Consider the following 24,429-nt stretch of genomic DNA (forward strand, 5'->3'; position numbering starts at 1 on the left):
GGGACCCGGCCGCCGGGCCACGGCCGACCATGCACGAGGTCGTCAGTCGTTCCTCGTGAAGGTGCCGAGACCGGTCGTGTCGAGGTTCTCGACCCGGACCTTGCCGGCGCGTTCGCCGGAGGCGCCGGTGAAGGTCACGCCGGACAGGCCGACGGCGTTCTCGCCGGTGGTGCGGTAGCTGAAGGTGTCCCCGTCGTAGTGGCGCAGGGAGAACCGCTGCTTCTTCGGCCCGAGTTGCATGGTGAGTTCGCCGCCCTGGGCGCTGACGGTCATCGGGCCGTAGTACTCATTGGCGTACGTTCCGGTGTAGGCGCTGTCCGCCTTGGCGGGTGCGGGTGAGGCGGGAGGCTTGCTGTAGTCGACCGGCGAGCGGTCCCCCGCCAGGGACTGCTTGATGATCGGCCCGAGGAACGTCAGCCAGTCGACGGTGGGCCCGCCCGTCTGCGCGGTGTCGAGGAACGTGGCGGTGATCGCCTCGGGCAGGCCGACGGGCTGGCCGTTGGTCAGGACGACGATGCCGAGCTTCTCCGAGGGCAGCAGGGCGACGTGGGTGGCCGCCCCCAGCGCGAAACCGCCGGAGTGGCCGAGCTTCAGCCTGCCCTGGTCGTCGTAGCTCACGTTCCAGCCGAGCCCGTAGAACCCGGCCCGGCCCGCGGGCGCGTGCGGCGGCTCGGAGAGCATGTGCGGCAGATGGGTCCGTGCCAGCGCGTCGGCGTCGACGACCTGCCGCCCCTCGAACCTGCCGTTGCCCAGTTGCAGGCGCAGCCACTTCGTCATGTCCCGGGCCGTGGAGCTGGCTCCGCCCGCCGGGCTCTGGGCGTCCGCGTCACGAACATGCTCGGCGCGCCAGGTGCCCCCGCTCTGCACATGCAAGACGGCCTTGTTCTCCGCCTTCTCGTAGTCGGCGAAGGAAGAACTGGTGGAGTCCATGCCCAGCGGCCGGTACAACTTCGCGGCGGACAGCTCCTCCCAGCTGGTCCCCGCTGCTCGCGCGGCGGCGACGCCGGCTTCGGTCAGCCCGAAGTTCGTGTACGCGTAGTGGGCGCGGAACGGCGCCAGCGGCTGGTAGCGCAGGTGGTCCAGAATGTACGAGCGGTCGTAGCCGAGGTCTTCCAGGAGGTCTCCGGCGTGGTCGGGCAGTCCGCTGCGATGCGAGAACAGGTCGGCCAGCGTGACATGGCGGCTGACCCACGGGTCCTTCAGAGCGAAGCCGGAGCTGTGGTCGACGACCGGGTTGTCCCAGCCGACAGTCTTCTCCCCCACGGCCGCGGCGACCACCGTGGACGCAATCGGCTTGGAGACCGAGGCGAGCTGGAAGACGGTGTCCGCTCCGACCCGGTCCTTCGTGCCTGCCTTGCGCACGCCGAACCCCTTCGCATACAGCACCTCGTCGTCGTGCACCACCCCCACGGCGACACCGGGCACACCGGTGCGGCGCATGAAATCCCGCACGACGTCGTCCAGCCGGCCAACCGCGGTCTCGACCTCGGCCCGGGTGATCTGCGACGGCGGCTGAGCCGGAGGGACAGTGGGCAGCGGCGACGTCTCGGCGGCCGCACGCGCGATGGCGGTGGTGTCGGCATCGGCCCCGGTACAGCCGACAGCCGGCGCCGCCATCAGGCCCAAAGCCGCGGCGACACGAACGGAGCGGGAGCAAACACGACCAAGTCGGGCCATACCGCAATCGAAAACCCACCCCCGCCACCTGTCACACCCAGACAGGCCGATCAGGGGAATACCGCGTACGCCGGGCCTCCGAGGCCGAAGGCCCCGACCCGGCTGGTCCGGGTGCGGGGCCTTCGACGGAACTGCCCGGGGTGACTACTTGGTGATCGTCACCGTCGTCTGCGTCGTCGCGGACATGCGCTGCCCGTCGCCCTTGTAGGTGGCGGTGTAGGTGATGTCACCCGTCTCGCGCGGGCGTTCCGTGAACGTGAACTCGCCCGTCGCCGCGGAGACGGTGAAGGTTCCGACCGGGGTGCCGGTCGGGTGTGCCGCGTCCGTGCGGGTCACTTCGACCGTCGTGCCCGCCGGGAAGGGCTCCGCTGCCGACAGCCAACCGGTGACGGTCAGGTCCTTGCCTCGGTTCGAGGTCGCGGGGGCCTGGAGGCTGAGAGTGGTGTCCAGCTTGCCGGCGTCCGGGAGGACGTGGAGCGTGGGGGCGCTGCCGTAGGAGAAGCCCGTGATCGCGAAGAGACGGTTCTCGTCCGGGGCCCAGGCGAGGCCGTCGCGCTGGAGGTCGTTCACGACGTACTCGTGGAGCGCCGGCCAGGTGGTGCCCGGGCGGTAGGTCTTCACGAAGTCGCCGTCCGCGCCGGTCGCCACCGTTCCGTCGGTCGCCACGGCCACCGCGTTCGGGAACTGCCAGCTGGAGTAGGAGCCGTTCGACGACAGGTCCGACAGGCGGACGATCTGGTGGTCGTACGGGTTGTTCGCCGCCACGACGACGTTCTGGCCGTCGGCCGTCACCGCGAAGTCGTTGAGGTACGAGATCGACGGCGAGGAGCTGAAGGAGCGCTCGGCGCGCTTCTCCAGGGCACCGGTCGACGTGTCGTAGACCGCCAGGGTGGCCGGGCTGACGCCCTCCTGGCCTGCCACCAGGATGTTCGGGTCGGCGGGGGACGACGCCAGGGCCGGGCCGTAGTACCAGTACCGGCCGCTCGGTTCGAGCGTCGCCGCCGGGGCCGCGGAAGCCACGTCGAGCGAGCCGATGCCGCCGCTGCTGCCGGTGCCGATCGTGTAACCGAACCACAGCTTGCCGCCCGCCATCGCCAGGGTCTGGGGCGAGATGTCCGCGCCGGTCGGGTAGCGGTTGGTCTCGGTGAGCGTGGCGGTGTCGATCTCGGCGATCGCGCCGGCCGTCGACAGGGCCACGTACAGCTTGCTGGAATCCGCCGAGAGCACGAGGCCCGCGGCCCCCTCCTCGCCGGTGATCTGCCGGACGACCGCGCCCGCGTAGTCGGTGACGACGATGCTGCCGCCCGTGGGGTCGCTGACGAACACCCGGTCGTGCACGCCGTCGACGACGATGTCCCGGAACGAGGCGCTGGGCAGTGCCACGCTCGTCTGCTCGGCCGCGGCCGTCCCTGTCCCCGTCCCGATCAGGGTGAGCGAGCCGATCAGTGCCGCTGCCGCCGCGACGGCAGTGCGTGTGTGGATGCGCAAGTGAACGAAACCTCCTCGGAGTTGGGCGGCCGTTTTCGACCTCCCGTTCGAAGAGCGCAGCGAGGTGCAGATGTGTCACTCGGGGTCGCGGGGACAGGTGCTCCGGCTGGGGTACGGCAGCGGAGCACCTGCGCGAGACGTATGTGCGCTCAGGCCGCCGCGCGGCCCTTCAGGAACACCCCGGCGGTCTCGGTCACCCGGCGGCCCAGGTGCTCGGCGGTCGCGATGTCGGCCTTGTGGACGGCGGCCGGGCCCTCGTCGATGTTGGTCTGGGCGGCAGCGCCCGCGAAGAAGCCGAGGCGGTTGAGGTCGTTCTCGGAGCCGGCGCTGTTGTTCCAGCCCGGGTGCAGGCCCAGGTTGATCCAGTGCATGCCGTGCTGCGCGGCGAGGGTCTGGAAGAACTGCAGCGTGTGCAGCTTGTCGCCGCTCTTGGAGCCGGAGTTGGTGAAACCGGCGGCCAGCTTGTCCTTCCAGTCCTGGCCGAACCAGCGCTTGGAGCTGGCCTCGGCGAAGACGTGGAAGGCGCCCGAGGCGGTGCCCATGTAGGTCGGGGAGCCGAAGACGATGACGTCCGAGCGGTCGAGCACCGCCCACTGTTCCTCGGTGATCTCGTCCACCTTGATCAGGTGCACCTCGGCACCGGCCTCGGCGGCGCCCGCGCGGACGGCCTCGGCGAGGACGGTGGTGTGGCCATAGCCCGAGTGGTAGGCGATGGAGACGACAGGGGTGGTCACAGGGGTACTCCTCAGGGACGCGGACGAAATCACCGGGCATCGGTAGTTCACCGGCGACCTGACAGAGAAAAACACTAACTTTTTGAAAGCGCAACCCCTAAGTTTGCGCTGCAATCCCCTAAGCTGGGTGCATGACGACCACCCGGGAGTACACGCCGGAGCAGGACCTCGCGTACAACGTGTTCTCCAAGGCCTGCCCCTCGCGCGGCACGCTGGAGCACGTCACGGGACGCTGGGGCGCGCTCACGCTCGGAGCCCTGTACGAGGGTTCGTTCCGCTTCAACGAGCTGCGCCGCCGGGTCGACGGCGTGAGCGAGAAGATGCTGTCCCAGACCCTGCACGCCCTGGAGCGCGACGGCCTGGTGCACCGCGAGGCCCAGCCCACCAACCCGCCCCGGGTGGACTACGAACTGACCGCCCTCGGCCGCCAGGTCGCCGAGCGTCTGCTGGGCCTCATCCACTTCCTGGAAGGCCGCATGGACGACGTCCTCGCGGCCCGTGAGCACTACGACGCGACGCGCGGCGGCCGCTGACAGCGCGGGCAGTAGTAGCTGGAGCGGTTCATCCACGGGCGGCGGCGCATCGGCGTACCGCACCGCTTGCAGGGCAGTCCTTCGCGGCCGTACGCGTCGAGGGAGCGGTCGAAGTAGCCGGACTCGCCGTTGACGTTGACGTAGAGGCTGTCGAAGCTCGTGCCGCCGACCGCGAGGGCCTCGTTCATCACGTCCCGGACATGGCCGAGCAGCTCCCGGGTGCGGGGGCGGGTGAAGGTCGAGGTCGGGCGGTCGTAGTGCAGGCGGGCGCGCCACAGCGCCTCGTCCGCGTAGATGTTGCCGACGCCGCTGATCAGCGACTGGTCGAGCAGCGCCCGCTTGATGGTGGTGCGCTTGCGGCGCAGCGCCTGGTGGAAGGCCTCCTCGTCGAACAGCGGGTCGAGGGGGTCGCGGGCGATGTGCGCGATGACGTCGGGCAGGCCGTCGGGACCGGTGTCGTGCAGCGACAGGCCGCCGAAGGTGCGCTGGTCGACGAAGCGCAGCTCGGTGCCCAGGGCGTCGGTGAAGCGGACCCGGATGCGTAGATGCTTCTCGTCGGGCGCCTCCTGCGGCTGGACCAGCAGTTGCCCGCTCATGCCGAGGTGGGCGAGGACGGCCTGGTCGGTGTCCTCCAGCGGCAGCCACAGATACTTGCCGCGACGGCTGGGCATGCCGATCCGGTGGCCCTTGAGCCGGTGCGCGAAGTCGTCGGCGCCCGCGCTGTGCCGGCGTACGGCACGCGGATGCAGCACCTCGGCGTCGGCGACGGTCCGGTGGGCGACCCACCGCTCCAGGCCGCGTCGGACGACCTCGACCTCGGGCAACTCGGGCATGGGCACCCCCGGGGAAAGCGAAGGATGAACCGAGCGCCCGCCCCGGGATACTGGGGCGGGCGCTCGATCGCGTGGTGTCAGGCGCTCGCCGACGAGGTGTCGGTGCTGCCTTCCGTGGCCGGAGCGGCATCGACGGCGGTCGCTGCGGTTGCCGCCGCCTTGGCGCGCTCGTCCGCCGCTGCGCGGATGGCCCGCCAGGCGGATTCCGCGGCCTGCTGCTCGGCCTCCTTCTTGCTGCGGCCGGTGCCGGTGCCGTACGAGACGCCTCCGACGCGGGCGGCAGCAGTGAAGGTCTTCTCGTGGTCGGGGCCGGTCTCCGTGACCAGGTACTCGGGGACACCGAGGCCTTCGGTCGCGGTCAGCTCCTGGAGGGATGTCTTCCAGTCCAGGCCGGCGCCGAGGTTGGAGGACTTCTCGATCAGCGGGTCGAACAGGCGGTGCACCAGCTCCGCCGCCGAGTCCAGGCCCTGGTCGAGATAGACCGCGCCGATCACCGCTTCGAGGGTGTCGGCGAGGATGGATGCCTTGTCCCGGCCACCCGTGCCCTCTTCACCGCGGCCGAGCCGGATGAAGGAGCCGAGGTCCAGCGTTCGTCCCACCTCGGCCAGCGCGCGCGAGTTGACCACCGCGGCCCGCAGCTTGGCCAGCTGGCCCTCGGGCAGGTCGGGGTGGGTGCGGTACAGCGTGTCCGTGACGACGAGGCCGAGGACGGAGTCCCCCAGGAACTCCAGCCGCTCGTTCGTCGGCAGACCGCCGTTCTCGTACGCGTAGGAACGGTGGGTCAGCGCTCGCACCAGAAGGGCGGACTCGACCTTGTAGCCGAGCCGCCCTTCCAGAAGCGTGTGGGACGAGGCCTGGTTGTCCGCAGAGTTTTTCTTCGGCGTGGACACAGTGCCTCTCACCAGCCGCTCAGACCTCGAGGACCTGGCGCTTGTTGTAGGTGCCGCACGACGGGCACGCGATGTGCTGCTGCTTGGGCTCGTGGCAGCGCTCGCACGCAACCAGGGTGGGGACCGCAGCCTTCCACTGCGACCGGCGGTGGCGCGTGTTGCTGCGCGACATCTTCCGCTTCGGAACAGCCACGGCTACTTCTCCTGCTTCTCGTCGGCGCGTGCTGACTGAGGCGCGCCGCCGCTCATCTCGTCCTTATCGCCGGGTTCGAGTGAACCGGCGAGTCCCTGCAATGCCGCCCAACGGATGTCGACGGCGTCGTGGTGGTGATCCGGGTCGTCCGCAAGGCGTGCTCCGCACTCGGAGCACAGGCCCGGGCAGTCTTCCTGGCACACCGGCTGCATCGGCAGTGCGAGCACCACCGCGTCACGCAGCACAGGTTCGAGGTCGAAGAGTCCGTCCTCGAGGAAGAGCCTGTCCTCGTCGTCCTCGGCGTCGTCGCCCGGTTCCGCGATCACACGGCCCCGGTCGTCGGCGTCAGGGTACGAGAACATCTCCTGGAAGTCCGCTTCGAGCTCGAGCTCCAGCGGCTCCAGACACCTTACGCACTCCCCCTCGGCCGTTGCACGGGCGGTGCCTGTGACGAGCACCCCTTCCATGACCGACTCGAGTCGGAGTTCCAGCTCCACCGGGTTGCCTTCCGGCACTCCGATGACTCCCTGGATCCCGAAGTCCCGGGGAGCGTCGATCGTGCGGGTCAGGCGCTGCAGCGCGCCAGGACGCCGCCCCAGCTCGTGCGTGTCGAACACGAGAGGGTTGCGGTGGTCGAGGCGGGCGTGAGAGGCCATTCCTGCTTTCGATCTTCCGAGCTAGGGGGACGCCGCCCTTCGGTGCTCCCGGGCAGCGCTGATCGCGAACGTACGCGCGACCGAAGAGCCAGGATACTGGACCTTTCGCTCTCGGCCCAATCCGCGGGGTCAGCCGTTGCCCCGGCCCTGCTCGTAGGCCCGCAGCTGCTCCGCGCTGATCATGCTGGTGTCGAAGAGGCTGGTCTCGTCCAGAGCGTATCCCTGCGCCGCCTGCGGAGGCTGGGCGGGCTGGGGCGGGATCTGCTGGGCGGGCTGCTGCGGGGCGTAGGCGGGCTGCTGGGCGTCGTACCCCTGATAGGCGTAGGGGTCGGCCTGCTGGTAGCCGTACGGGTCCTGCTGGCCGTAGCCCTGCTGGTAGCCGCCGTACGGGTCCGGCTGCTGCTGATAGCCGTAGGCCGGCTCCGGCTGCTGTTGCTGCTGCCGGGCGGGCTGCTCCGCCTGGCTGTCCTGCTCCGCCAGGGCGGCGAGGCCGGCCAGGTAGTCGGCGTCGCTGGAGTGCTGGACGGTGCTGGTGTCGTCGGCGAGGGCGCCGAGGTCGTCGGTGGCGATCCGGCCGTGCAGCTTCTGCCGGCCGCGGCCGACGGCCTCCAGGGTCTTGGCGAGAACCGCCTCGAAGGCGCCGAGCTTGGCGTCGACGTACTGGTCGGCGGTACGGCGCAGGGTCTCCGGGTCGTGGCTGCGCTCCGGGGCGTCCTCGTCCTCGTAGCCCTGCTCGTCGAGGCCGGGGCCGGTGCCGAGCAGCTTCTCGCGGCCGCGGCCGACCGAGCCGAGGGTCTTGGTGAGGACGACCTCGAAGTTGGCGAGTTTGGAGTCGACGTAGTCGTCGGCCTCGGCGCGGATCTCCTCGGCCTCCTGGCGGGCCTCGGCGAGGATCCGGTCGGCCTCGGCCTGGGAGCGGCGGGCGACCTCGGTGTCGGAGATCAGGGAGCCGCGCTCGGCGTGCGCGCTCGCGATGATCCGCTCGGCCTCCTGGCGGGCCTGCTCGACCATCTGCTCCCGGCCGCCGATCAGCTCCTGCGCCTGGGCGAGCGAGTCGGGCAGCGCCGCGCGGACCTCTTCCAGCATCGAGAGCAGTTCGGCGCGGTTGACCACGCACGAGGCCGACATCGGCATCGACCGGGCACTGGAGACCGCCGCGACGATCTCGTCGAGCTTCTTCTGCACGTCCACCGTGTGCTCGCCACTCTCTACAGCTGTGTTGGAGACGGACGGGACGACTGTACGGCCATGGGGCGCCCGGGGGACACCGGGTGACGGGCCGTCAGCGGATCGGCCCTTACGTCACTCCTGGCGCAGTCGCTTGGTGAGGGCGTCCAGGACCACCGGCGGGACCAGGTGGGAGACGTCGCCACCCCAGGCCGCGACCTCCTTGACCAGGGAGGACGACAGGAAGCTGTAGGTGGGGTTGGTGGGCACGAAGAGGGTCTCGACGCCCGTGAGGCCGTTGTTCATCTGGGCCATCTGCAGCTCGTAGTCGAAGTCGCTGACCGCGCGGAGGCCCTTGACGATGGCGGGGATGTCGCGCTGCTTGCAGAAGTCGACGAGGAGGCCGTGGAAGGCCTCGACGCGGACGTTGGCGTACTCGGAGGTGACCTGTCGGATCAGATCGATCCGCTCGTCGATCTCGAACAGGCCCTTCTTGGACTTGTTGATCATCACCGCGACATAGACCTCGTCGTAGAGGCGGGAGGCGCGGGCAATGATGTCGAGATGTCCGTTGGTGATCGGGTCGAACGACCCGGGACAGACGGCGCGGCGCACTTGAGATCCCTCGCTCTCCGGTCCGGTCATGGTGCGTCTTCGCACGTAGAGGCGGCGCGACCGTACCAAAACGTTCCCTCTCCGTAGCGCCGGGCCCGCAGCGGCTCGAAGCCGTCCGGCCACGTGAATTCCCCGCCTCTGGTGCTGCGCTCCACGGTGACGAGGGCGTCCTCCGCGAGCCACCCTTCCGAGCGGAGTGTGAGCAGAATCTCGCGAAGATCGTGATCTGTGACTCGGTACGGCGGGTCGAGGAAGACGAGGTCGTACGGCTGCTCGGGCGGGGCCGTACGGATGATCTGTTCCGCTTTGCCCGCTCTGACCTCGGCGCCGGGCAGGCCCAGGTTTCTGACGTTCTCCCGGACGACGCGGACGGCTCGGGCGTCGGCCTCGACCAGCAGGGTGTGGCCCGCGCCGCGCGACAGGGCCTCCAGGCCGACGGCGCCGGAGCCGGCGTACAGGTCGAGGACCCGTTCGCCGTCCAGGGGGCCGCCGAGAAGGCTCTGCCAGGTGGAGAAGAGGCCCTCGCGTGCGCGGTCGGAGGTGGGGCGAGTGCCTGTCCCTGGCGGGACGGCCAGGCGGCGTCCGCCGGCTGCGCCGGCGATCACGCGGGTCATCTTGGGTCCTTGTTCGTGGGGTTCTTAGGGCTTCAGTTTGGCAGGCGGGGCGTGGGGGTGCTGATTCGCCGTCGGCCGGTGCGGGCTCGTTGTGGCTGGTCGCGCCCACGCGGCGGAGCCGCATGTCGATACAGCCCCGCGCCCCTAGGTCACTCATCTCACCCCTTTTCCAAGTACTGCTCTCTCTCCTCGTCCAAGAGGGCGTCCAGGGCCGTTCGCAGGCCCGGCAATCCGGTCAGCTCCGGATCGGCGGCGACCACCTTGGTCGCCTCCTCCCTCGCCTCCGCGATGATCTCCTCGTCCTCGATGACCGTGAGGACCTTCAGGCTGGTGCGGGCGCCGGACTGGGCCTGGCCGAGGACGTCGCCCTCGCGGCGTTGTTCGAGGTCGATGCGGGAGAGTTCGAAGCCGTCGAGGGTGGAGGCGACCGCGTTCAGGCGCTGGCGGGCGGCGCTGGCCTCGGGCATCTCGGTGACCAGGAGGCAGAGGCCGGGGGCGGAGCCTCGGCCGACGCGGCCGCGCAGCTGGTGCAGCTGGGAGACGCCGAAGCGGTCGGCGTCCATGATCACCATCACGGTGGCGTTGGGCACGTTGACGCCGACCTCGATGACGGTGGTGGCGACCAGGACGTCGGTCTCGCCCGCGGCGAAGCGGCGCATCACCGCGTCCTTGTCGTCGGGGTGCATACGGCCGTGCAGGACCTCGACCCGCAGTCCCTGGAGGGGACCCTTGGCGAGCTGGTCGGCGACGTCCAGGACGGCGAGCGCGGGGCGCTTCTCGGCCTCGTCCTCGGGGGACGGCTTCTTCGTCGCGCTCTTCGGGTCCGTCTCCTCGTCGCCGATGCGGGGGCAGACGACGTACGCCTGATGGCCGTTCGCCACCTCCTCGCGGACGCGCTCCCAGGCCCGGGCGAGGAAATGCGGCTTGTCGGCGGCGGGGACGACATGGCTGGCGATCGGGGAGCGGCCGGCCGGGAGCTGGTCGAGGACGGAGGTCTCCAGGTCGCCGAAGACCGTCATGGCGACCGTGCGCGGGATGGGGGTGGCCGTCATGACGAGGAGGTGCGGGGGCTGCTTGCCCTTGCCGCGCAGGGCGTCGCGCTGTTCGACGCCGAAGCGGTGCTGCTCGTCGACCACGACCAGGCCCAGATCGTGGAACTGCACCTTGTCCTCGATCAGCGCGTGGGTGCCGATCACGATCCCGGCCTCGCCGGTGACCAGGTCGAGCAGCGCCTGCCGGCGGGCGGCCGCGCCCATGGAGCCGGTGAGCAGCACGACCTTGGTGGCGTGGTCGGCCCCGCCGAGCATCCCTCCCTCGGCCAGCTCGCCCATCATCTCCACGATCGACCGGTGGTGCTGCTGGGCGAGCACCTCGGTGGGCGCGAGCATCGCGGCCTGCCCGCCGGCGTCGACGACGGCGAGCATGGCGCGCAGGGCGACCATCGTGTTGTGGGTCACCGTGAAGTTGTCCGTGATGTACGCATGGCTCGGGTGAGCGACGCTGATGCACTGCACGGGCTTGCGCCCCACGTACTCGACGGCGCGGATGCCACGTCGGAAGGTGTTGTACGTCGGACGCGGACGGACACGTTCCGCCTTGCGGGCCAGTCGGAACGGGGCGTACTCGTCGGGCAGGGCCACAGAGACGTTGAACGCGGCCCTCCTCGGCAGGACCCTCGCCCTGCCCCCCAGCGAGCGCACCAGCCAGGCGGCGTCTTCCGCGAGCCTGCGGGAAGCCGAGCACAGCGACACGCTCATCCCGTCCCGGTGAACGGTGCCGTCGGTGTCCAGGAGTCCCTGGAGGAGCGCCAAACGGTTCTTGATCGATGTGTTCTTGAACTCGGTCGGGATGAACTTCTCGTGCGACGTCAGGCCCCAGAGCCCCAGGTCGCGCAGGGTCTGGATGACCGGGTTGCGCACGCCGCCCGCACGGCGGGCGAGTTGGATCGTGTGGTCGCAGCGGGAACCGGTGACGGGAACGAGGCGGCATTCAGGGGCCACCGCGGCCGCCACCGCGTCGCGGATCTCGTCGTCGGCCGTGGACAGCCGCAGGTTGTGCCGGAAGGAGCCGTCCCCCAGGAGCAGGCCGAAGAGGTAGGGGTCCATGGGAAGCCCGCTGTCACCACCCAGGTCGACAGGGGTCGCCGCCGGGACGTACCACTTCGACGAACCGTTGGCCTTGAACAGGTCGTGACGGATCTCGCGGGTGGTCATCACCTTGGGTGCCTGACCCCGATGCCAGGCGCAGCTCGTGCCGACGATCCAGAGATGCTCCTCATCGCACTCCACCGCGCTTCCGTCGGACAGCACCATGCGCCACACGTCGCGCTCTCCCTGCGGGAACACCCCGTCCACCAGAGCGATCTCCCCTGTGGGCACGACGACCTCGTCACCCGGCCGCATATCGCCCATCCGTCGGAAGCCCTGGGGCGTGAGGACGAGCGAGTCCAGAGGCTGGGCCTTCCCCGAGCCCACCTCCCCCTGGAGCAGGCGGTGCATCGGGTGTTCCGTGGCCAGGTCGTCGAAGATCTCCTTGGAGACCTTGCGCTGGCCCTCGGTGAGGGTGAAGGGGAGGCGGTCGTCGAAGGCGGCGAGGAGGCCGTCCGGCCTGGGTTTGCGGGGGATCGCCGGAAGCAGGGCGTCGGCGTGGCGGCGGCGGGCCAGGGCGACCTGGAGGACGAAGGCCTCGTCCCACTTGAGGCGGTCGCGGGCGGCGGCGATGTCCGCCTTGGTGTGCGGGCGGTGGATCCTCAGCAGGGCTTCGGGGAGCGGGAGCAGGCCGCGGCCCTCGCGGAGCGTCGGCGGGAGCGGGTCGACGGCCTCGTGGGCGCTGGGCAGGACGGTCTGGACGGCCTTGCCGATCTTCCAGGACTCCAGTTTGGCGGTGGCGGGGTAGATCGGAATCAGGGCGCCCGCCCAGGTCTCCACGCTCTCCTCGCTGTCGCCGCGCAGCAACTCGTACGCCGGGTGCGCCAGTTGGAGGCGGCGGTTGAAGACGGAGACCTTGCCCGCGAACATCGCGTGGGTGCCCGGCAGGAGTTCCTTGAGGGGCTTGTGCACGCCGTTGCCGAAGAAGACCAGCTGGAGCCGGCCGCTGCCGTCGGTGATGGTCACCTCCAGGCGCTGGCCCTTGCCGCGGGGCGCCCGGGTGGAGGCGAAGGTGTGCAGCCGGGCGTCGGCGACCTGGGCGACGACCGTGACGTGCTCGTCCATGGGGAGGTCGGCGAGGTGGGTGAGCTGGCCCCGCTCCTCGTATCTGCGCGGGTAGTGGTGCAGGAGGTCGCCGACGGTGTGCAGGCCGAGGTGCTCGGCCATCACCTTCGCGGTGGCGGGGCCGAGCACTTTCTTCAGGGGTTCGTCCAGTGCGGGCACGAGATCCATTGCACACCACGCCACTGACAATGCCTCGGCGACGCCCAGGCGGCGTTGCCGTATCGGTCTGGGAAACCCCTGGTCAGGCGGCTCGATCGGGCTCTAGGATGACGCGCTCCGGCCATCCCTCTCCGCGGTCACCGCCTCACCGGGACCGCCCGACCCCGCGCCGTAGCCTCTCCCCCCACCGGCGTTGTGACGATGGACTCCCAGACCTCACAGTCATCACAGGCATCCCAGGCACCTTCTTCGCCTCATACGTTCCAGGTCGACTTGCGCGGCCTGGTGGACCTGCTCTCCCATCATCTCTATTCCAGTCCCAAGGTCTACCTGCGGGAGCTGTTGCAGAACGCGGTCGACGCCATCACCGCCCGGCGGGCCGAGCAGCCCGACGCCCCGGCCCGGGTACGGCTGTACGCGCAGGGCGGCACGCTGCGGGTGGAGGACTCCGGTGTCGGGCTCACCGAGTCCGATGTGCACAGCCTGCTGGCCACCATCGGCCGCAGCTCCAAGCGGGCCGACGGGCTCCAGGAGGCGCGCGCGGACTTCCTCGGCCAGTTCGGCATCGGTCTGCTGGCCTGTTTCGTGGTCGCCGAGCGGATCCGGGTCGTCAGTCGCAGCGCCCGTACGCCGGACGCCCGGCCCGTGGAGTGGACGGCGTCGGACGACGGCTCGTACACCGTGCGGACCCTGCCGGACGAGGCCCGGCCCGAACCCGGCACCACCGTCCACCTGGTGGCGCGGGCCGGTTCCGCGGAGTGGCTGTCCGAGGAGCGGGTGCTGGCGCTGGCCCGGGACTTCGGCACGCTGCTGCCGTACGACGTCCGGGTGGGCGAGGAGGCGGTCACCGATCTGCCCGCGCCCTGGGACCGGCCGTACCCCTCCCCCGCCGCCCGGCGGGTGGCGCTCGCGCGGCACTGTCATGAGCAGTTCGGGTTCACACCGCTCGATTCGATCGATCTGGACGTGCCGTTGGCGGGCATACGCGGCGTCGCGTACGTCCTGCCCTCCGCGGTCAGCCCGGCCCAGCGCGCCCGGCACCGGGTGCACCTGAAGGGCATGCTGCTGACCGAGCGCGCCGAGCAGTTGCTGCCCGACTGGGCGTTCTTCGTGCGCTGCGTCCTCGACACCGACAGCCTGCGGCCCACCGCCTCGCGGGAGGCGCTGTACGAGGACGAGACCCTGGCGGCCGTACGGGAGGCGCTGGGCGAGCGGATCCGGTCCTGGCTGACCGGGCTCGCGGCCGGCGATCCGCAGCGGCTGACGGCCTTCCTCGCCGTGCACCACCTGGGCGTGAAGTCCCTCGCGCGGTATGACAAGGAGATGCTGCGCACGATGCTGCCGTGGCTGCCCTTCGAGACGACCGACGGGCAGCTGTCGTTGGAGGAGTTCGCGCAGCGGCACCCGGTGGTGCACTTCACGCGCACCGTCGAGGAGTTCCGGCAGGTCGCCCCGATCGCCTCCGCGCAGGGCATCGGGGTCGTCAACGGCGGCTACACCTACGACAGCGAGCTGGTCGAGGCACTGCCCTCGGTCCGTCCCGGGACGGCCGTCGCCGAGCTGGACGCGGACACGGTGACCGCTCATCTGGACATGGTGGAGCCGGGCGAGGAGCTGGCCCTGGCCGACTTCCTGGCCGCCGCGCGGGCCACGCTGACCCCGCTGGGCTGTGATGTCGTACTGCGCGCCTTCCACCCGCTGTCGGTGCCCGCGCTGCACCTGGACGACCGCGCGGCCCGGCACGAACAGGCCCGCGCGGAGGCCGAGGAGCAGGCCGACGACCTGTGGGCCGGGATCCTCGGTTCGCTGCGCGGCGACGCCCCGCGCGCGCGACTGGTGCTGAACCACCTCAATCCGCTGATCCGGCGGATCAGTTCGCTGCCCGACCGGGAGCTGATCGGCACGGCCACGGAGTCCCTGTACGGCCAGGCCCTGCTGATGGCGCAACGCCCGCTGCGGCCCGCCGACTCGGCGCTGCTGAACCGGGCCTTCATCGGCCTTCTGGAGTGGGCCACTCACCGCGAGGACGAGCACTGATGAGTGAGATCACGGACTTCGACTCCCTGCGGCGCGCGCTGGCGGAGAACGCGGCGCGGCCGGAGGGCCCGGCCCGCAACGCGCGCGCGGAGCAACTGCTGGCCGCGGCGGAGCGGCTGGAGATACCGCTCGCCGTGATCGAGGCCCTGGGGCATCAGCTGACGGTCTACAACTACAGCTCCGAGAAGGCGAAGATGTTCGTCCCCTTCGCGCGGCTGCTGCGCATGTGGGACGAGCGCCCGGAGGACTTCGACGAGCAGGAGACCCATTCGCTGCACTGGGTCTTCAAGTGGATGACGACCGGCATGCTCGACCAGCCGCACATCCCGCTCGCCTCGATCGAGAAGTGGCTCGCCGAGATGGAGCAGCGCTACCGGCTGGCGGGGCACTCGGAGCGGGCGGTGCGCAGCGCCGAGTTCCATGTGGCCGCGCATGTCGGGGACGTGCCCCGCGCGGAGCGCGCGTACGCCGCGTGGCTGGCCGCCGACCGGGACTCCATGGCCGACTGTCACGCGTGTGAGCTGGACGGGCAGGGCTGGTGGCAGGCGGAGCGGGGCCGGGACGAGGAGGCGCTGCGGTTCTGGCGGCCCGTCCTGGAGGGCGAGTTCACCTGCGCCCACGAGCCGCACGCGGCGCTCGCCTCCTCGCTGCTGCCGCTGGTGCGGCTCGGCCGGCTGGACGAGGCGCGCGCCCACCATCTGCGCGGTTTCCGGCTGGTGCGGTCCATGGAGAGCATGCGCGGCGCGTACGCGGAGCACGTGGAGTTCTGCGCGCTGACCGGTAACGAGGCGCGCGCCCTGGAGCTGCTGGCGGAGCGGCCGGCGTACTTCACGGACTCGGGGCAGCCGCGCAGCCGGATGGAGTTCCTGAGCGTGGTGGCCCTGCTGATGGACCGGCTGACCGGGCTGGGGCTGGGCGACCGGCAGGTGCCGGGACCGGCCGGGCGTTCGTGGACGGCTCGGGAACTCGCGGTGCACGCGCGCGCGGAGGCGCTGGCACTGGCGGAACGGTTCGACCAGCGCAACGGCACGGCGTACGTCAGTGAGCGGGCCCGCGCGCGCATGGACCGGCCTGCGCTCGTGGACCGGCTTCCGCTGGGTGTGCGCACGCCGCGCCCGGCGCACACGGCGCACACCCCCGCTCCCGCTCCGGCCACACAACCGTCCACGCTCCCCGGCGCGAACGGCGCGCACTCTGGCGCGGACTCCGGCGCCGACTCCGGTGCGGACTCTGGAAAGGCCGGCGCTGAGCCCGGAAAGCCCGACGCGATGCCCGGAAAGGCCGGCACAGAGCCCGACATCGAGGCCCTGCTGACCGAGGCCCGGCGCCTGTCGGACACCCTCCAGCCGAACGCCGTCGAGGCCTGGGCGGCGGTCGCGCGCGCCGCCGAGGCCGCGGAGGGCGTCGAACTGGCCGCGCGCGACCGCGCGGAGATCGCCGACCACGAGGCGATGGTCCTGGGCCCGGAGGGCGCCGCCCTCTTCGAGCGGGCCGCGGAGCTGTACGCCGAGGCGGGCGACCCGGGCGAGGCGCTGGCGGCACGCGCGCGTGCCGCCTACGTCCGCGCGCTCGCCGGCCAGGTGGACGAGGCCGTGGCCGCCGTCGCCGAGCCGTACGACCAGGTGCTCGCGCTGTACGCCGAGGACGGCACGGGCATACGCCAGACCGCGTCGGTCCTGATGGGCCGGGCGCGGATCCTGATGCGGCGGGTCTACGACGAGGCAGAGGACCCAGTGCGGGCACCCGCCGCCGAGGCCGCGGAGCCCTCCCTCGCGCAGGACGGCGCGCCTCGCGCGGACGACCCCGTCCTGGCCGAGGCGGAGACCGCCGTCCGGGAGGTGCTGGCGCTGGTGGACGGGCACACCGGGGGCGACGTACGGCTGGCCTCGCGGGCCGCCGAGGCGCGGGCGATGCTCGCGGAGCTGGCGGCGCGGTCCGGCGACCCGCACACGGCGGCGGCGCTGTTCGCGCGGGCGGCCGGTGAGTACGTGGCCGCGGGGCTGCCGTGGTTCGCCGTGGAGTACGAGGCCCGGCTCGCCGGAATCGCGCACCACCTCGGCGACACCGCGGAGGCGGAGCGGGCGCTGCGCGCGGCCCTGGAGCACGGAGGGGCCCAGCTGGAGCCCGTCGGGCGGGCGCAGCTGCACCTCCAGCTGGCCGAGGTGGTCGGCGGCCGGGGCGCGGCCGAGGAGGCCGCCGAGCACGCCCTGGAGGCGGCGCACTGGGCCGACGAGGCGGGCGAGGGCCGCACGTTCGGCGCCTGGGCGCGGCATCTGCTCGGCGGCTTCCTGCTGCGGCAGGGCCGGTGGGCCGAGGCCGCCGAGGTGCTGGAGTCGGCGCTGCCCGATCTGACCGCCGAGACGCACGGCGACGGGGCGGTCGTGCAGACGCGGTGGTGGCTCGGCGACTGCCTCAGCGAGCTGGGAGAGCACCAGGCGGCCGCCGAACGCCGCCTGCAGGCCGCCGAGATCGCCCGGCACTGGCCCGAGCAGCACGACCACGCGACCCTCGCCCACCTCGCCGCCGAATCCCTGGGCCACGCGGGGATGCCGGCCGAGGCGGACCAGGCCTACGCGCGCGCGGGCGACCTGTGGCGTTCCCTGGGCAACGTGCACGGCCTCGTCCGCTCGCTGCGGGCCCGCGCGTGGCTCGCCCTGCGCACGCCGGACGGTTCGGACCGCGCGCGGGAGCTGATGGCGGACGCCCTGCGGGAGTGCGCGGCGGCGTTGGAGGCGGCACCCGACGAGGAGGCGCGGTGGCGGCTCGCCGCCGAACTCGGCCACACCCACCGCCAGTTCGGCGACCTGCTGGCCCGCTCGTGCACCGAGGACGCCGAGGACGGCTCGATCCAGGACGTGTTCGAGGCGGCTCTGGAGCAGATGGCCGAGGCGATCGAAGTGTTCGCCGGCCTCGGCGACGAGGCCCTGGACAGCCGCACCGGCGCGGAACTGGCCGCCGGCTGGCTGGAGGCCGACCTGGGCCGTCTCACCGCGGCGGCGGTCCGCGCGCGTGCCGTGCTCGCCGCCTACGGCGGCGCCGAGGAGGGCGACGAGGCGGCGCGGGCCCGGCGGGCGGAGGCGGAGCAGCTGCTCCGGGTGGTGCGGGAGCAGGGGGAGCAGGGGGACCGCTGAGCGGAGCAGCTGCTCGGCGTGGTGCGGGAGCAGGGGACCGCTGACCGGCCCCGCGCTCACTCCACGCCGATGAGCAGCAGGGCCCCCTGCCGCCCGCCCCGGTACACCACCGTGTCCACGGCCAGGTACGCCTCCCGCACCCGGGCCTCCAGCCGGTCCGCGACGGCCTGCGGCGCCTCGTCGCCGAGGACGAGGGTGACCAGCTCCCCGCCGGCCGCGAGCATGCGGTCGAGGACGGTCTGCGCGATGGCGGTGACGTCGGCGCCGATCACGGCCACGTCCCCGTCGATGAGCCCGAGGACGTCACCGGCCTGGCAGATGCCCGCCGTGGTCCAGGACTGTTCCTCGGCGACGGTGACCTCGGCGTAGCGGGTGGCGCCCGCCGCCGACGTCATCGCGACGACGTCCTCGTCGAAGCGGCGCTCCGGCTCGTGCACCGCGAGCGCCGCGATGCCCTGGACGGCGGAGCGGGTCGGGATGAGGGCCACGCGGACGCCCTCCGCGCGGGCCTGCTCGGCCGCCGCGGCGGCCGTGTGGCGCAGCTCGGCGTCGTTGGGCAGCAGCACGACCTCGCGCGCGTGGGCGCGGCGTACGGCGTGCAGCAGTTCCCCGCTGGCGGGCGGCTCCCCGGGGCTCGCGAGCACGGTGGTCGCGCCCGCGTCGGCGTAGAGCCCGGCCAGGCCCTCGCCGGGCACGACGGCGACCACGGCGCGCTGGGCCCGTTCCACGGGCGGCCGCTCCCCGCGCGTGGTGTGCACGTCGCCCGCGCCGAAGTGGGTGATCCGGATCCGGTACGGCCGTCCGGCCTCGACGCCCGCCTCCACGGCGGCGCCGGCGTCGTCCACGTGCACATGGACGTTCCACAGCCCGTCGCCGCCGACCACGACGAGCGAGTCCCCGAGGGCGTCCAGCCGCTGCCGCAGCCGCGCCACGGCGTCGTCGTCGGCCTCCAGGAGATAGATCACCTCGAAGGCGGGCCCGCCCTCCTCCAGCGCCGCCGCCCCTTCCGGGCAGGTGTGCGCCTCCTCCTCCACGACGCCCTCCCCGCGCGCGTGGGGCCCTGCCAGCGAGGTCGGCACCCCGCGTGGTGTCTCCCCCGTGAACGTCTCGACCAGTGCCCCGAGCACCGCCACGAGCCCCCGCCCGCCGGCGTCGACCACCCCGGCGCGCTCCAGCACGGCCAGCTGTCCGGGGGTCGCGGCGAGCGCGGCGCGCGCCCCGTCGTAGGCGGCCCGCGCGACGGCCCCGCAGTCGCCCTGGGCGGCCCCGGCCGCGTCCGCGGCGGCGGAGGCGACGGTCAGCACGGTGCCCTCCACCGGGTGGGCGACGGCCTGGCGGGCGGAGTCGGCGGCGCGGCGCAGGGCGAGCCGCAGCCCGGGTCCGTCGGTGTGCGGGGTGTCGTCCTCGGCGGCGAGCACCTGGGCCATGCCGCGCAGCAGCTGGGCGAGGATGGTCCCGGAGTTCCCGCGCGCGCCGATGAGCGCCCCGTGCGCCATCGCGCGCACGGCCTCCGCGAGCGAGGGCCGCTCCGCCGCCCCCGCGCCGACCTCGTGGCCCGCGAAGACCGCTTCCACGGCGGCGGTGGCCGACTCGACGGTCAGATACAGGTTCGTGCCGGTGTCGCCATCCGCCACCGGGTACACGTTGATCGCGTCGATCTCCTCGCGCGCCCGCCCGAGGGCGGTGAGCGCGAGACCGCACCAGGTGCGCACCGCGAGAGCATCGAAGAATGTCTGCGGCACCTGCGCCACCTGCGCCTCCCTGAGCTGCTGGACTGGACGCAGCGTAGACCCAGGGCCGGTGGCGGCCGGAAGAGGGCCGGGGCGGGCCCCGGAGCAGCCATGGTAGTTTCGTTCTACGGGCGCAGCCGTTGTATGCTGCTCCGGTTGCCCGATCTGATCGGGCTGTTCCCCTGGCAACGCCACTCAGATCTCAGATCGCTCGTAGAGCCTAAGATCTCGATCCCGGCATGCCGGGATTAACCGTAAGTGCATCTGAAGTCTTTGGAGTGACCCGTGGCTGCCAACTGCGACGTCTGCGGCAAGGGGCCGGGCTTCGGCAACAACATCTCGCACTCGCACCGCCGTACGTCCCGCCGCTGGAACCCGAACATCCAGCGTGTGCGTACCGTGGTCGGCGGGACGCCGAAGCGCGTGAACGCTTGCACCTCGTGCATCAAGGCCGGCAAGGTCTCGCGCTGACGCTCAGCTGAGCGCGCGGCCACTGCCGGTTCGCTGTAAAAAGCCGGTCCACCTCGCGTGGACCGGCTTTTTGCTGTACCCGCCTGCGTCTCGGATCGGCTGCACCGGAGTGGACCGACACCCACCGGTTCGAACGTATGACCGACACACAAAGCGGCCCCTCGCCGAACGGTTCGCGGGGGCGGGCTGGATCCGGGTGTGACGCTCGTCGCGGCGTACGTCCTGGCCGGGGAGCCGAGGACGCGCCGCACTAACCGCGTGGAGCCCTCAGCGCCCAGCCGTGGTCCACCGGCCCGATGCCCCCGCCGAGCGCGAACCCGGCCGCGATCGCCCCGGTGACGTACTCCTTGGCCGCCGCCACCGCCTCCGGCACGGCCAGCCCCCGCGCGAGGTGGGAGGCGATCGCCGAGGCGAGGGTGCAGCCCGTGCCGTGGGTGTGACGGTTGTCGTGCCGGGGAGCGCGCAGCCAGTGCTCCTCGGAGCCGTCGGTGAGCAAGTCCACCGCCTCGCCGGACAGATGGCCGCCCTTGATCACCACCCAGCGCGGCCCGTACGCCAGGACGGCCGCCGCGGCCCGCCGCATGTGCTCCTCGGACTCGACCCGGACGCCGGTGAGTTGGGCGACCTCGTCGAGGTTCGGGGTGGCGACGGTCGCGACCGGCAGCAGCTTGGTGCGTACGGAGTCCAGCGCGGAGGCCGCGAGCAGCGCGTCCCCGTGCTTGGAGACGCCCACCGGGTCCACGACCGCCGGCGCGTCCGTCCCGGAGATCAATTCGGCGACCGTCTCGACGAGTTCCGCCGAGGCCAGCATGCCGGTCTTCACCGCCTGGACGCCGATGTCGTCGACGACGCTGCGGTACTGCGCCCGCACCGCCTCCACCGGCAGCTCCCAGGCGCCCTGCACGCCGAGCGAGTTCTGCGCGGTCACGGCGGTGATCACGCTCATGCCGTGCACCCCGAGCGCGAGCATCGTCTTCAGGTCGGCCTGGACACCCGCGCCGCCCCCGGAGTCGGACCCGGCGACCGTGAGAACCCTGGGTGGCGCGCTCATGACTCTATGTCCCCGAAGTGGTCCCAGCCGCCCTTGCTGGTCCAGGGCGCCCCGTCCACCGTGACCTGCGGCAGCGCCGAGGGGTTCAGCACCTCGCCGATCACCTTCCAGCGGGCGGGCAGCTTCACGTCCGGCGGGAAGGTCGCCACGATCGCGTGATCCTCTCCCCCGGTCAGCACCCACTGGAGCGGGTCCACCCCCACGGCCTGCCCGATGTCGTTCATCTGGGACGGGATGTCGATGGCGCCGGAGCGGATGTCGATCCGGACCTTGCTGGCCTCCGCGATGTGCCCCAGGTCGGCGATCAGCCCGTCGCTCACGTCGCACATCGCCGTGGCGCCGAGCGCGGCGGCGGCCGGACCCGCGTGGTACGGCGGTTCGGGGCGCCGGTGGGCCTCGACGAAGGCGCGCGGCGAGCGGAAGCCGCGGGAGAGCACCGCGTACCCCGCGGCGGACCAGCCGAGCCAGCCGGTCACCGCGACCAGGTCGCCGGGCTGGGCTCCACCCCGGGTCACCGGCTCCTGGTTGCGCAGATCGCCGAGCGCGGTGATCGACACGGTGATGGTGTCCCCGCGGACCACGTCCCCGCCGACCACGGCCGCGCCCGCGACCTGGCACTCGTCGCGCAGCCCGTCCATCAGCTCGCTCGGCCAGGTCACCGGCAGCTCGGCGGGTACGACCAGGCCGAGCAGCAGCGCGGTCGGTACGGCGCCCATGGCGGCGATGTCCGCGAGGTTCTGCGCGGCGGCCTTGCGGCCCACGTCGTACGCCGTGGACCAGTCGCGGCGGAAGTGCCGCCCCTCCACGAGGATGTCGGTGCTGGCCACGACCCTGCGGTCGGGTGCGGCGACCACCGCGGCGTCGTCGCCGGGGCCGACCCGCACCGCCGGGGTGGTGGTGAGACGGGAGGTGAGCTCCCTGATGAGCCCGAACTCACCGAGCTCACCAACAGTGCCCTTCATTGCCCTTACGCCCCTTCTGTCCTCGTGCATGCCCGGTCGCGCGTCAACAGTGTCCTCGATACGGTCGGAGTGACTGTCGGCGCGGTCCCCTTGACCGTCAACTTCCGTCGTGCCGGCACCCCGGCACGCAGGCCCCGGTTCCCGCAGGTCTCCCCGCGGCGAGCGGCGACGCGATACCGTGGCGTTCCTTTTCCCCACATGATCCTCGTGGCCGCCCTGGAGGTTCCGTGGTACAGGCGTACATTCTGATCCAGACGGAGGTCGGCAAGGCCTCGACCGTCGCCGAGACGATCAGCAAGATCCCTGGAGTCGTCCAGGCCGAGGACGTCACCGGACCGTACGACGTCATCGTGCGGGCCCAGGCCGACACGGTCGACGACCTCGGTCGCATGGTGGTCGCCAAGGTCCAGCAGGTGGAAGGCATCACACGCACCCTGACCTGCCCGGTGGTCCATCTGTAGCCCCCGTCTACCCTTGGCCGGTGAACATCTTCCGTCACCGGCCCATCGGCCTGTCCGCGCTCGCCCTGCTGATCACCGCCGTGGGCTGCTCCTCAGCAGACGACAGCGCGTCGGCGACGGTTCCCAGTCCGGACGCAGCGGTGACCGAGCTGTGCCGGAAACTCGACGAAGCGCTGCCGGCGAAGGTGGCCGGTCTGAGCCGCGAGGACCCTGAGCCGCGGTCCACGCTGACCGCGGGCTGGGGAAGCCCGGAGATCATACTGCGCTGCGGGGTGCCCAGGCCGCCGAAGATGATCGACCCCAAGGTCGCCGAAGGGCGGGACGCGGATGCCGTGGCCGGCGGGGTGAACGGCGTCGACTGGCTGCAGGAGAAGGCGGACGACGGGTTTCGGTTCACCACGGCGAACCGGCTCGCTTATGTCGAGGTCAGCGTGCCGGAGGGTGTGGACAGCTCGGCGGTGTTGATCGAACTGGCGTCCGCGGTCAAGTCGGCGATTCCCGGAGGTATCGCCGACTAAGCGCCGTGGGTGGTTGTCGCCGTCCTCGGGTGCGGGTGCTCTGTGGTTTCTCGCGCAGTTCCCCGCGCCCCTAAGGGCGTTTCAGCGGAGGCCCGTCGACCTGTTCAGCGCTGCCTGGATCAGGCGGTCCACCAGCTCCGGGTAGCCGATGCCGCTCGCCTGCCACATCTGCGGGTACATCGAGATCGGGGTGAAGCCGGGCATCGTGTTGATCTCGTTGATCACGAACTCGCCGTCCTCGGTGAGGAAGAAGTCCGCGCGGACCAGACCCTCGCAGGAGGCGGCGTCGAAGGCCGCGACCGCGAGCTTCCGGACCTCGGCGGTCTCCTCCTCGGTGAGGGGGGCGGGGACGATGCCGGGCGTGGAGTCGATGTACTTCGCCTCGAAGTCGTAGTACGCGTGCGCGTCCGGCGGCGGGATCTCGGCGGGCACCGAGGCGCGCGGGCCGTCCTCGAACTCCAGGACGCCGCACTCGATCTCCCGGCCGCGCAGCGCGGCCTCGATCAGGATCTTCGGGTCGTGCCGCTGCGCCTCGGCGATCGCCTCGTCGAGGCCCTCGAAGGACTCCACCTTGGTGATGCCGATCGAGGAGCCCGCGCGCGCGGGCTTCACGAACAGCGGCCAGCCGTGCTCGCCCGCGAAGTCCGCGATACGGCGGCGGGCGCCCGCACCCTTTTCCCCGCCCGGGGCGGCACGCTCCCACTCACGCGGCCGGATCACGAGGTACGGGCCCACCTTCAGCCCGAACGACTCGAAGACCCGCTTCATGTACTCCTTGTCCTGGCCGACGGCCGAGGAGAGCACGCCCGAGCCCACGTACGGCACCCCGGACAGCTCCAGGAGGCCCTGGAGCGTGCCGTCCTCGCCGTACGGGCCGTGCAGCACCGGGAAGACCACGTCGACCTCGCCCAGCGCCTTGGGCACGGAACCCGGCTCGGCGTAGACGACTTCGCGGTTGCCCGGGTCGACCGGGAGCACCACACCGCCCTCGCCGGACTCGGCGAGGTCCTCGACGGTCGGCGTACGGCGGTCGGTGATCGCCATCCGCTCGGGTTCGTCGACGGTGAGCGCCCAGCGCCCGTCGCGGGTGATGCCGATCGGCAGGACCTCGTACTGCGTCCGGTCGATGGCCTTGAGGACGGCGCCGGCGGTGACCACGGAGATCCCGTGTTCGGAGCTGCGGCCTCCGTACACCACGGCCACCCGCGGCTTGCGGGTCGGCTGCTGCTCGGGGCTCTGGGGGAGGTTCTCGGTGCTCATATCGCGATGAGAGTACCCGTTGGTAGGGCCGGGAGAC

At 71.8% G+C, this 24,429-nt stretch carries 20 protein-coding genes and 1 pseudogene; 6 read left to right on the forward strand and 15 right to left on the reverse strand.

What is annotated here, in order from left to right:
- Window positions 1-42 precede the first annotated feature (42 nt).
- The 3 genes from ACZ42A_RS21880 to ACZ42A_RS21890 form a co-directional block, all read right to left on the reverse strand.
- The gene (locus ACZ42A_RS21880) at window positions 43-1,617 is read right to left on the reverse strand and encodes a serine hydrolase (protein ID WP_468528917.1); all 1,575 of its coding nucleotides are present in this window, start codon (window positions 1,615-1,617) and stop codon (window positions 43-45) included.
- A gap of 204 nt (window positions 1,618-1,821) precedes the next feature.
- Window positions 1,822-3,165: a YncE family protein gene (locus tag ACZ42A_RS21885; RefSeq protein ID WP_468528918.1), complete on the reverse strand. Its 1,344-nt coding sequence runs from the start codon at window positions 3,163-3,165 to the stop codon at window positions 1,822-1,824.
- Window positions 3,166-3,314: 149 nt separating this feature from the next.
- Window positions 3,315-3,899 (reverse strand): flavodoxin family protein, encoded by a 585-nt coding sequence (locus ACZ42A_RS21890; protein WP_468528919.1) that lies wholly within the window; start codon window positions 3,897-3,899, stop codon window positions 3,315-3,317.
- Between the two features lie 131 nt (window positions 3,900-4,030).
- Here ACZ42A_RS21890 and ACZ42A_RS21895 point away from each other — a divergent pair, with 131 nt between their 5' ends.
- Window positions 4,031-4,432 carry a winged helix-turn-helix transcriptional regulator gene (locus tag ACZ42A_RS21895; RefSeq protein WP_468528920.1) on the forward strand — a complete coding sequence of 134 codons (402 nt, stop codon included), beginning with the start codon at window positions 4,031-4,033 and terminating at the stop codon, window positions 4,430-4,432.
- On the opposite strand, the gene mutM is transcribed toward ACZ42A_RS21895, so the two are convergent.
- The 8 genes and pseudogenes from mutM to ACZ42A_RS21935 form a co-directional block, all read right to left on the reverse strand.
- A complete protein-coding gene (mutM, locus tag ACZ42A_RS21900; protein ID WP_468528921.1) occupies window positions 4,405-5,265 on the reverse strand; it encodes a bifunctional DNA-formamidopyrimidine glycosylase/DNA-(apurinic or apyrimidinic site) lyase in 861 nt (286 codons plus the stop codon). The two genes, ACZ42A_RS21895 and mutM, sit on opposite strands and share 28 nt — an antisense overlap.
- 77 nt (window positions 5,266-5,342) lie before the next feature.
- Window positions 5,343-6,155, reverse strand: a complete 813-nt coding sequence (rnc, locus tag ACZ42A_RS21905; protein ID WP_468528922.1) for a ribonuclease III — start codon at window positions 6,153-6,155, stop codon at window positions 5,343-5,345.
- A 19-nt stretch (window positions 6,156-6,174) separates the two neighbouring features.
- Window positions 6,175-6,348, reverse strand: coding sequence for a 50S ribosomal protein L32 (rpmF, locus tag ACZ42A_RS21910; RefSeq protein ID WP_003951102.1), 174 nt, complete (start codon window positions 6,346-6,348; stop codon window positions 6,175-6,177).
- A 2-nt stretch (window positions 6,349-6,350) separates the two neighbouring features.
- Window positions 6,351-7,004 (reverse strand): YceD family protein, encoded by a 654-nt coding sequence (locus ACZ42A_RS21915; protein ID WP_468528923.1) that lies wholly within the window; start codon window positions 7,002-7,004, stop codon window positions 6,351-6,353.
- A 129-nt stretch (window positions 7,005-7,133) separates the two neighbouring features.
- Window positions 7,134-8,195 (reverse strand): ATP synthase F0 subunit B, encoded by a 1,062-nt coding sequence (locus tag ACZ42A_RS21920; protein ID WP_468528924.1) that lies wholly within the window; start codon window positions 8,193-8,195, stop codon window positions 7,134-7,136.
- A gap of 111 nt (window positions 8,196-8,306) precedes the next feature.
- On the reverse strand, window positions 8,307-8,816 hold the full coding sequence (gene coaD, locus ACZ42A_RS21925) for a pantetheine-phosphate adenylyltransferase (RefSeq protein WP_468528925.1): 510 nt from the start codon (window positions 8,814-8,816) through the stop codon (window positions 8,307-8,309).
- Window positions 8,813-9,403 (reverse strand): annotated as a pseudogene (gene rsmD / locus ACZ42A_RS21930) (16S rRNA (guanine(966)-N(2))-methyltransferase RsmD); the annotation flags it as partial. The pseudogene rsmD and the gene coaD, both read right to left, overlap by 4 nt.
- Window positions 9,404-9,558: 155 nt before the next feature.
- The gene (locus ACZ42A_RS21935; RefSeq protein WP_468528926.1) at window positions 9,559-12,780 is read right to left on the reverse strand and encodes a helicase-related protein; all 3,222 of its coding nucleotides are present in this window, start codon (window positions 12,778-12,780) and stop codon (window positions 9,559-9,561) included.
- Window positions 12,781-12,972: 192 nt separating this feature from the next.
- On the opposite strand from ACZ42A_RS21935, the gene ACZ42A_RS21940 reads away from it, so the two are divergent.
- Together ACZ42A_RS21940 and ACZ42A_RS21945 are read left to right on the forward strand one after the other, a co-directional pair.
- Window positions 12,973-14,808, forward strand: coding sequence for an HSP90 family protein (locus ACZ42A_RS21940; RefSeq protein WP_468528927.1), 1,836 nt, complete (start codon window positions 12,973-12,975; stop codon window positions 14,806-14,808).
- Complete coding sequence (locus tag ACZ42A_RS21945; RefSeq protein WP_468528928.1) at window positions 14,808-17,939, forward strand: tetratricopeptide repeat protein; 3,132 nt, start codon at window positions 14,808-14,810, stop codon at window positions 17,937-17,939. The genes ACZ42A_RS21940 and ACZ42A_RS21945 overlap by 1 nt, the downstream gene beginning before the upstream one ends.
- 56 nt (window positions 17,940-17,995) lie before the next feature.
- Here ACZ42A_RS21945 and ACZ42A_RS21950 read toward each other — a convergent pair whose 3' ends face one another.
- On the reverse strand, window positions 17,996-19,690 hold the full coding sequence (locus tag ACZ42A_RS21950; RefSeq protein ID WP_468528929.1) for a DAK2 domain-containing protein: 1,695 nt from the start codon (window positions 19,688-19,690) through the stop codon (window positions 17,996-17,998).
- A gap of 264 nt (window positions 19,691-19,954) precedes the next feature.
- Between ACZ42A_RS21950 and rpmB the strand changes: the two genes are divergently transcribed.
- Window positions 19,955-20,140 carry a 50S ribosomal protein L28 gene (rpmB, locus tag ACZ42A_RS21955; RefSeq protein ID WP_003993230.1) on the forward strand — a complete coding sequence of 62 codons (186 nt, stop codon included), beginning with the start codon at window positions 19,955-19,957 and terminating at the stop codon, window positions 20,138-20,140.
- Between the two features lie 250 nt (window positions 20,141-20,390).
- On the opposite strand, the gene thiD is transcribed toward rpmB, so the two are convergent.
- Together thiD and ACZ42A_RS21965 are read right to left on the reverse strand one after the other, a co-directional pair.
- On the reverse strand, window positions 20,391-21,191 hold the full coding sequence (gene thiD, locus ACZ42A_RS21960; RefSeq protein WP_468528930.1) for a bifunctional hydroxymethylpyrimidine kinase/phosphomethylpyrimidine kinase: 801 nt from the start codon (window positions 21,189-21,191) through the stop codon (window positions 20,391-20,393).
- On the reverse strand, window positions 21,188-22,153 hold the full coding sequence (locus tag ACZ42A_RS21965) for a thiamine-phosphate kinase (RefSeq protein ID WP_468528931.1): 966 nt from the start codon (window positions 22,151-22,153) through the stop codon (window positions 21,188-21,190). The genes thiD and ACZ42A_RS21965 overlap by 4 nt, the downstream gene beginning before the upstream one ends.
- Window positions 22,154-22,380: 227 nt before the next feature.
- On the opposite strand from ACZ42A_RS21965, the gene ACZ42A_RS21970 reads away from it, so the two are divergent.
- Both ACZ42A_RS21970 and ACZ42A_RS21975 read left to right on the forward strand, forming a co-directional pair.
- Window positions 22,381-22,614, forward strand: coding sequence for an Lrp/AsnC family transcriptional regulator (locus ACZ42A_RS21970; protein ID WP_468528932.1), 234 nt, complete (start codon window positions 22,381-22,383; stop codon window positions 22,612-22,614).
- A 20-nt stretch (window positions 22,615-22,634) separates the two neighbouring features.
- Window positions 22,635-23,132, forward strand: coding sequence for a DUF3515 domain-containing protein (locus tag ACZ42A_RS21975; protein ID WP_468528933.1), 498 nt, complete (start codon window positions 22,635-22,637; stop codon window positions 23,130-23,132).
- An 81-nt stretch (window positions 23,133-23,213) separates the two neighbouring features.
- Here ACZ42A_RS21975 and ACZ42A_RS21980 read toward each other — a convergent pair whose 3' ends face one another.
- Complete coding sequence (locus ACZ42A_RS21980) at window positions 23,214-24,392, reverse strand: D-alanine--D-alanine ligase family protein (protein WP_468528934.1); 1,179 nt, start codon at window positions 24,390-24,392, stop codon at window positions 23,214-23,216.
- Window positions 24,393-24,429 lie beyond the last annotated feature (37 nt).

The organism is Streptomyces sp. NPDC030838 (genome assembly GCF_055572035.1).

Excerpts from the sequence above, each read along its gene's own strand:
- ACZ42A_RS21965 (WP_468528931.1), bottom strand. The coding sequence starts at position 22,153 with ATGAAGGGCACTGTTGGTGAGCTCGGTGAGTTCGGGCTCATCAGGGAG.
- coaD (WP_468528925.1), bottom strand. The coding sequence starts at position 8,816 with ATGACCGGACCGGAGAGCGAGGGATCTCAAGTGCGCCGCGCCGTCTGT.
- ACZ42A_RS21935 (WP_468528926.1), bottom strand. The coding sequence starts at position 12,780 with ATGGATCTCGTGCCCGCACTGGACGAACCCCTGAAGAAAGTGCTCGGC.
- mutM (WP_468528921.1), bottom strand. The coding sequence starts at position 5,265 with ATGCCCGAGTTGCCCGAGGTCGAGGTCGTCCGACGCGGCCTGGAGCGG.
- ACZ42A_RS21915 (WP_468528923.1), bottom strand. The coding sequence starts at position 7,004 with ATGGCCTCTCACGCCCGCCTCGACCACCGCAACCCTCTCGTGTTCGAC.
- ACZ42A_RS21940 (WP_468528927.1), top strand. The coding sequence starts at position 12,973 with ATGGACTCCCAGACCTCACAGTCATCACAGGCATCCCAGGCACCTTCT.
- thiD (WP_468528930.1), bottom strand. The coding sequence starts at position 21,191 with ATGAGCGCGCCACCCAGGGTTCTCACGGTCGCCGGGTCCGACTCCGGG.
- ACZ42A_RS21980 (WP_468528934.1), bottom strand. The coding sequence starts at position 24,392 with ATGAGCACCGAGAACCTCCCCCAGAGCCCCGAGCAGCAGCCGACCCGC.
- ACZ42A_RS21880 (WP_468528917.1), bottom strand. The coding sequence starts at position 1,617 with ATGGCGGCGCCGGCTGTCGGCTGTACCGGGGCCGATGCCGACACCACC.
- ACZ42A_RS21895 (WP_468528920.1), top strand. The coding sequence starts at position 4,031 with ATGACGACCACCCGGGAGTACACGCCGGAGCAGGACCTCGCGTACAAC.
- ACZ42A_RS21945 (WP_468528928.1), top strand. The coding sequence starts at position 14,808 with ATGAGTGAGATCACGGACTTCGACTCCCTGCGGCGCGCGCTGGCGGAG.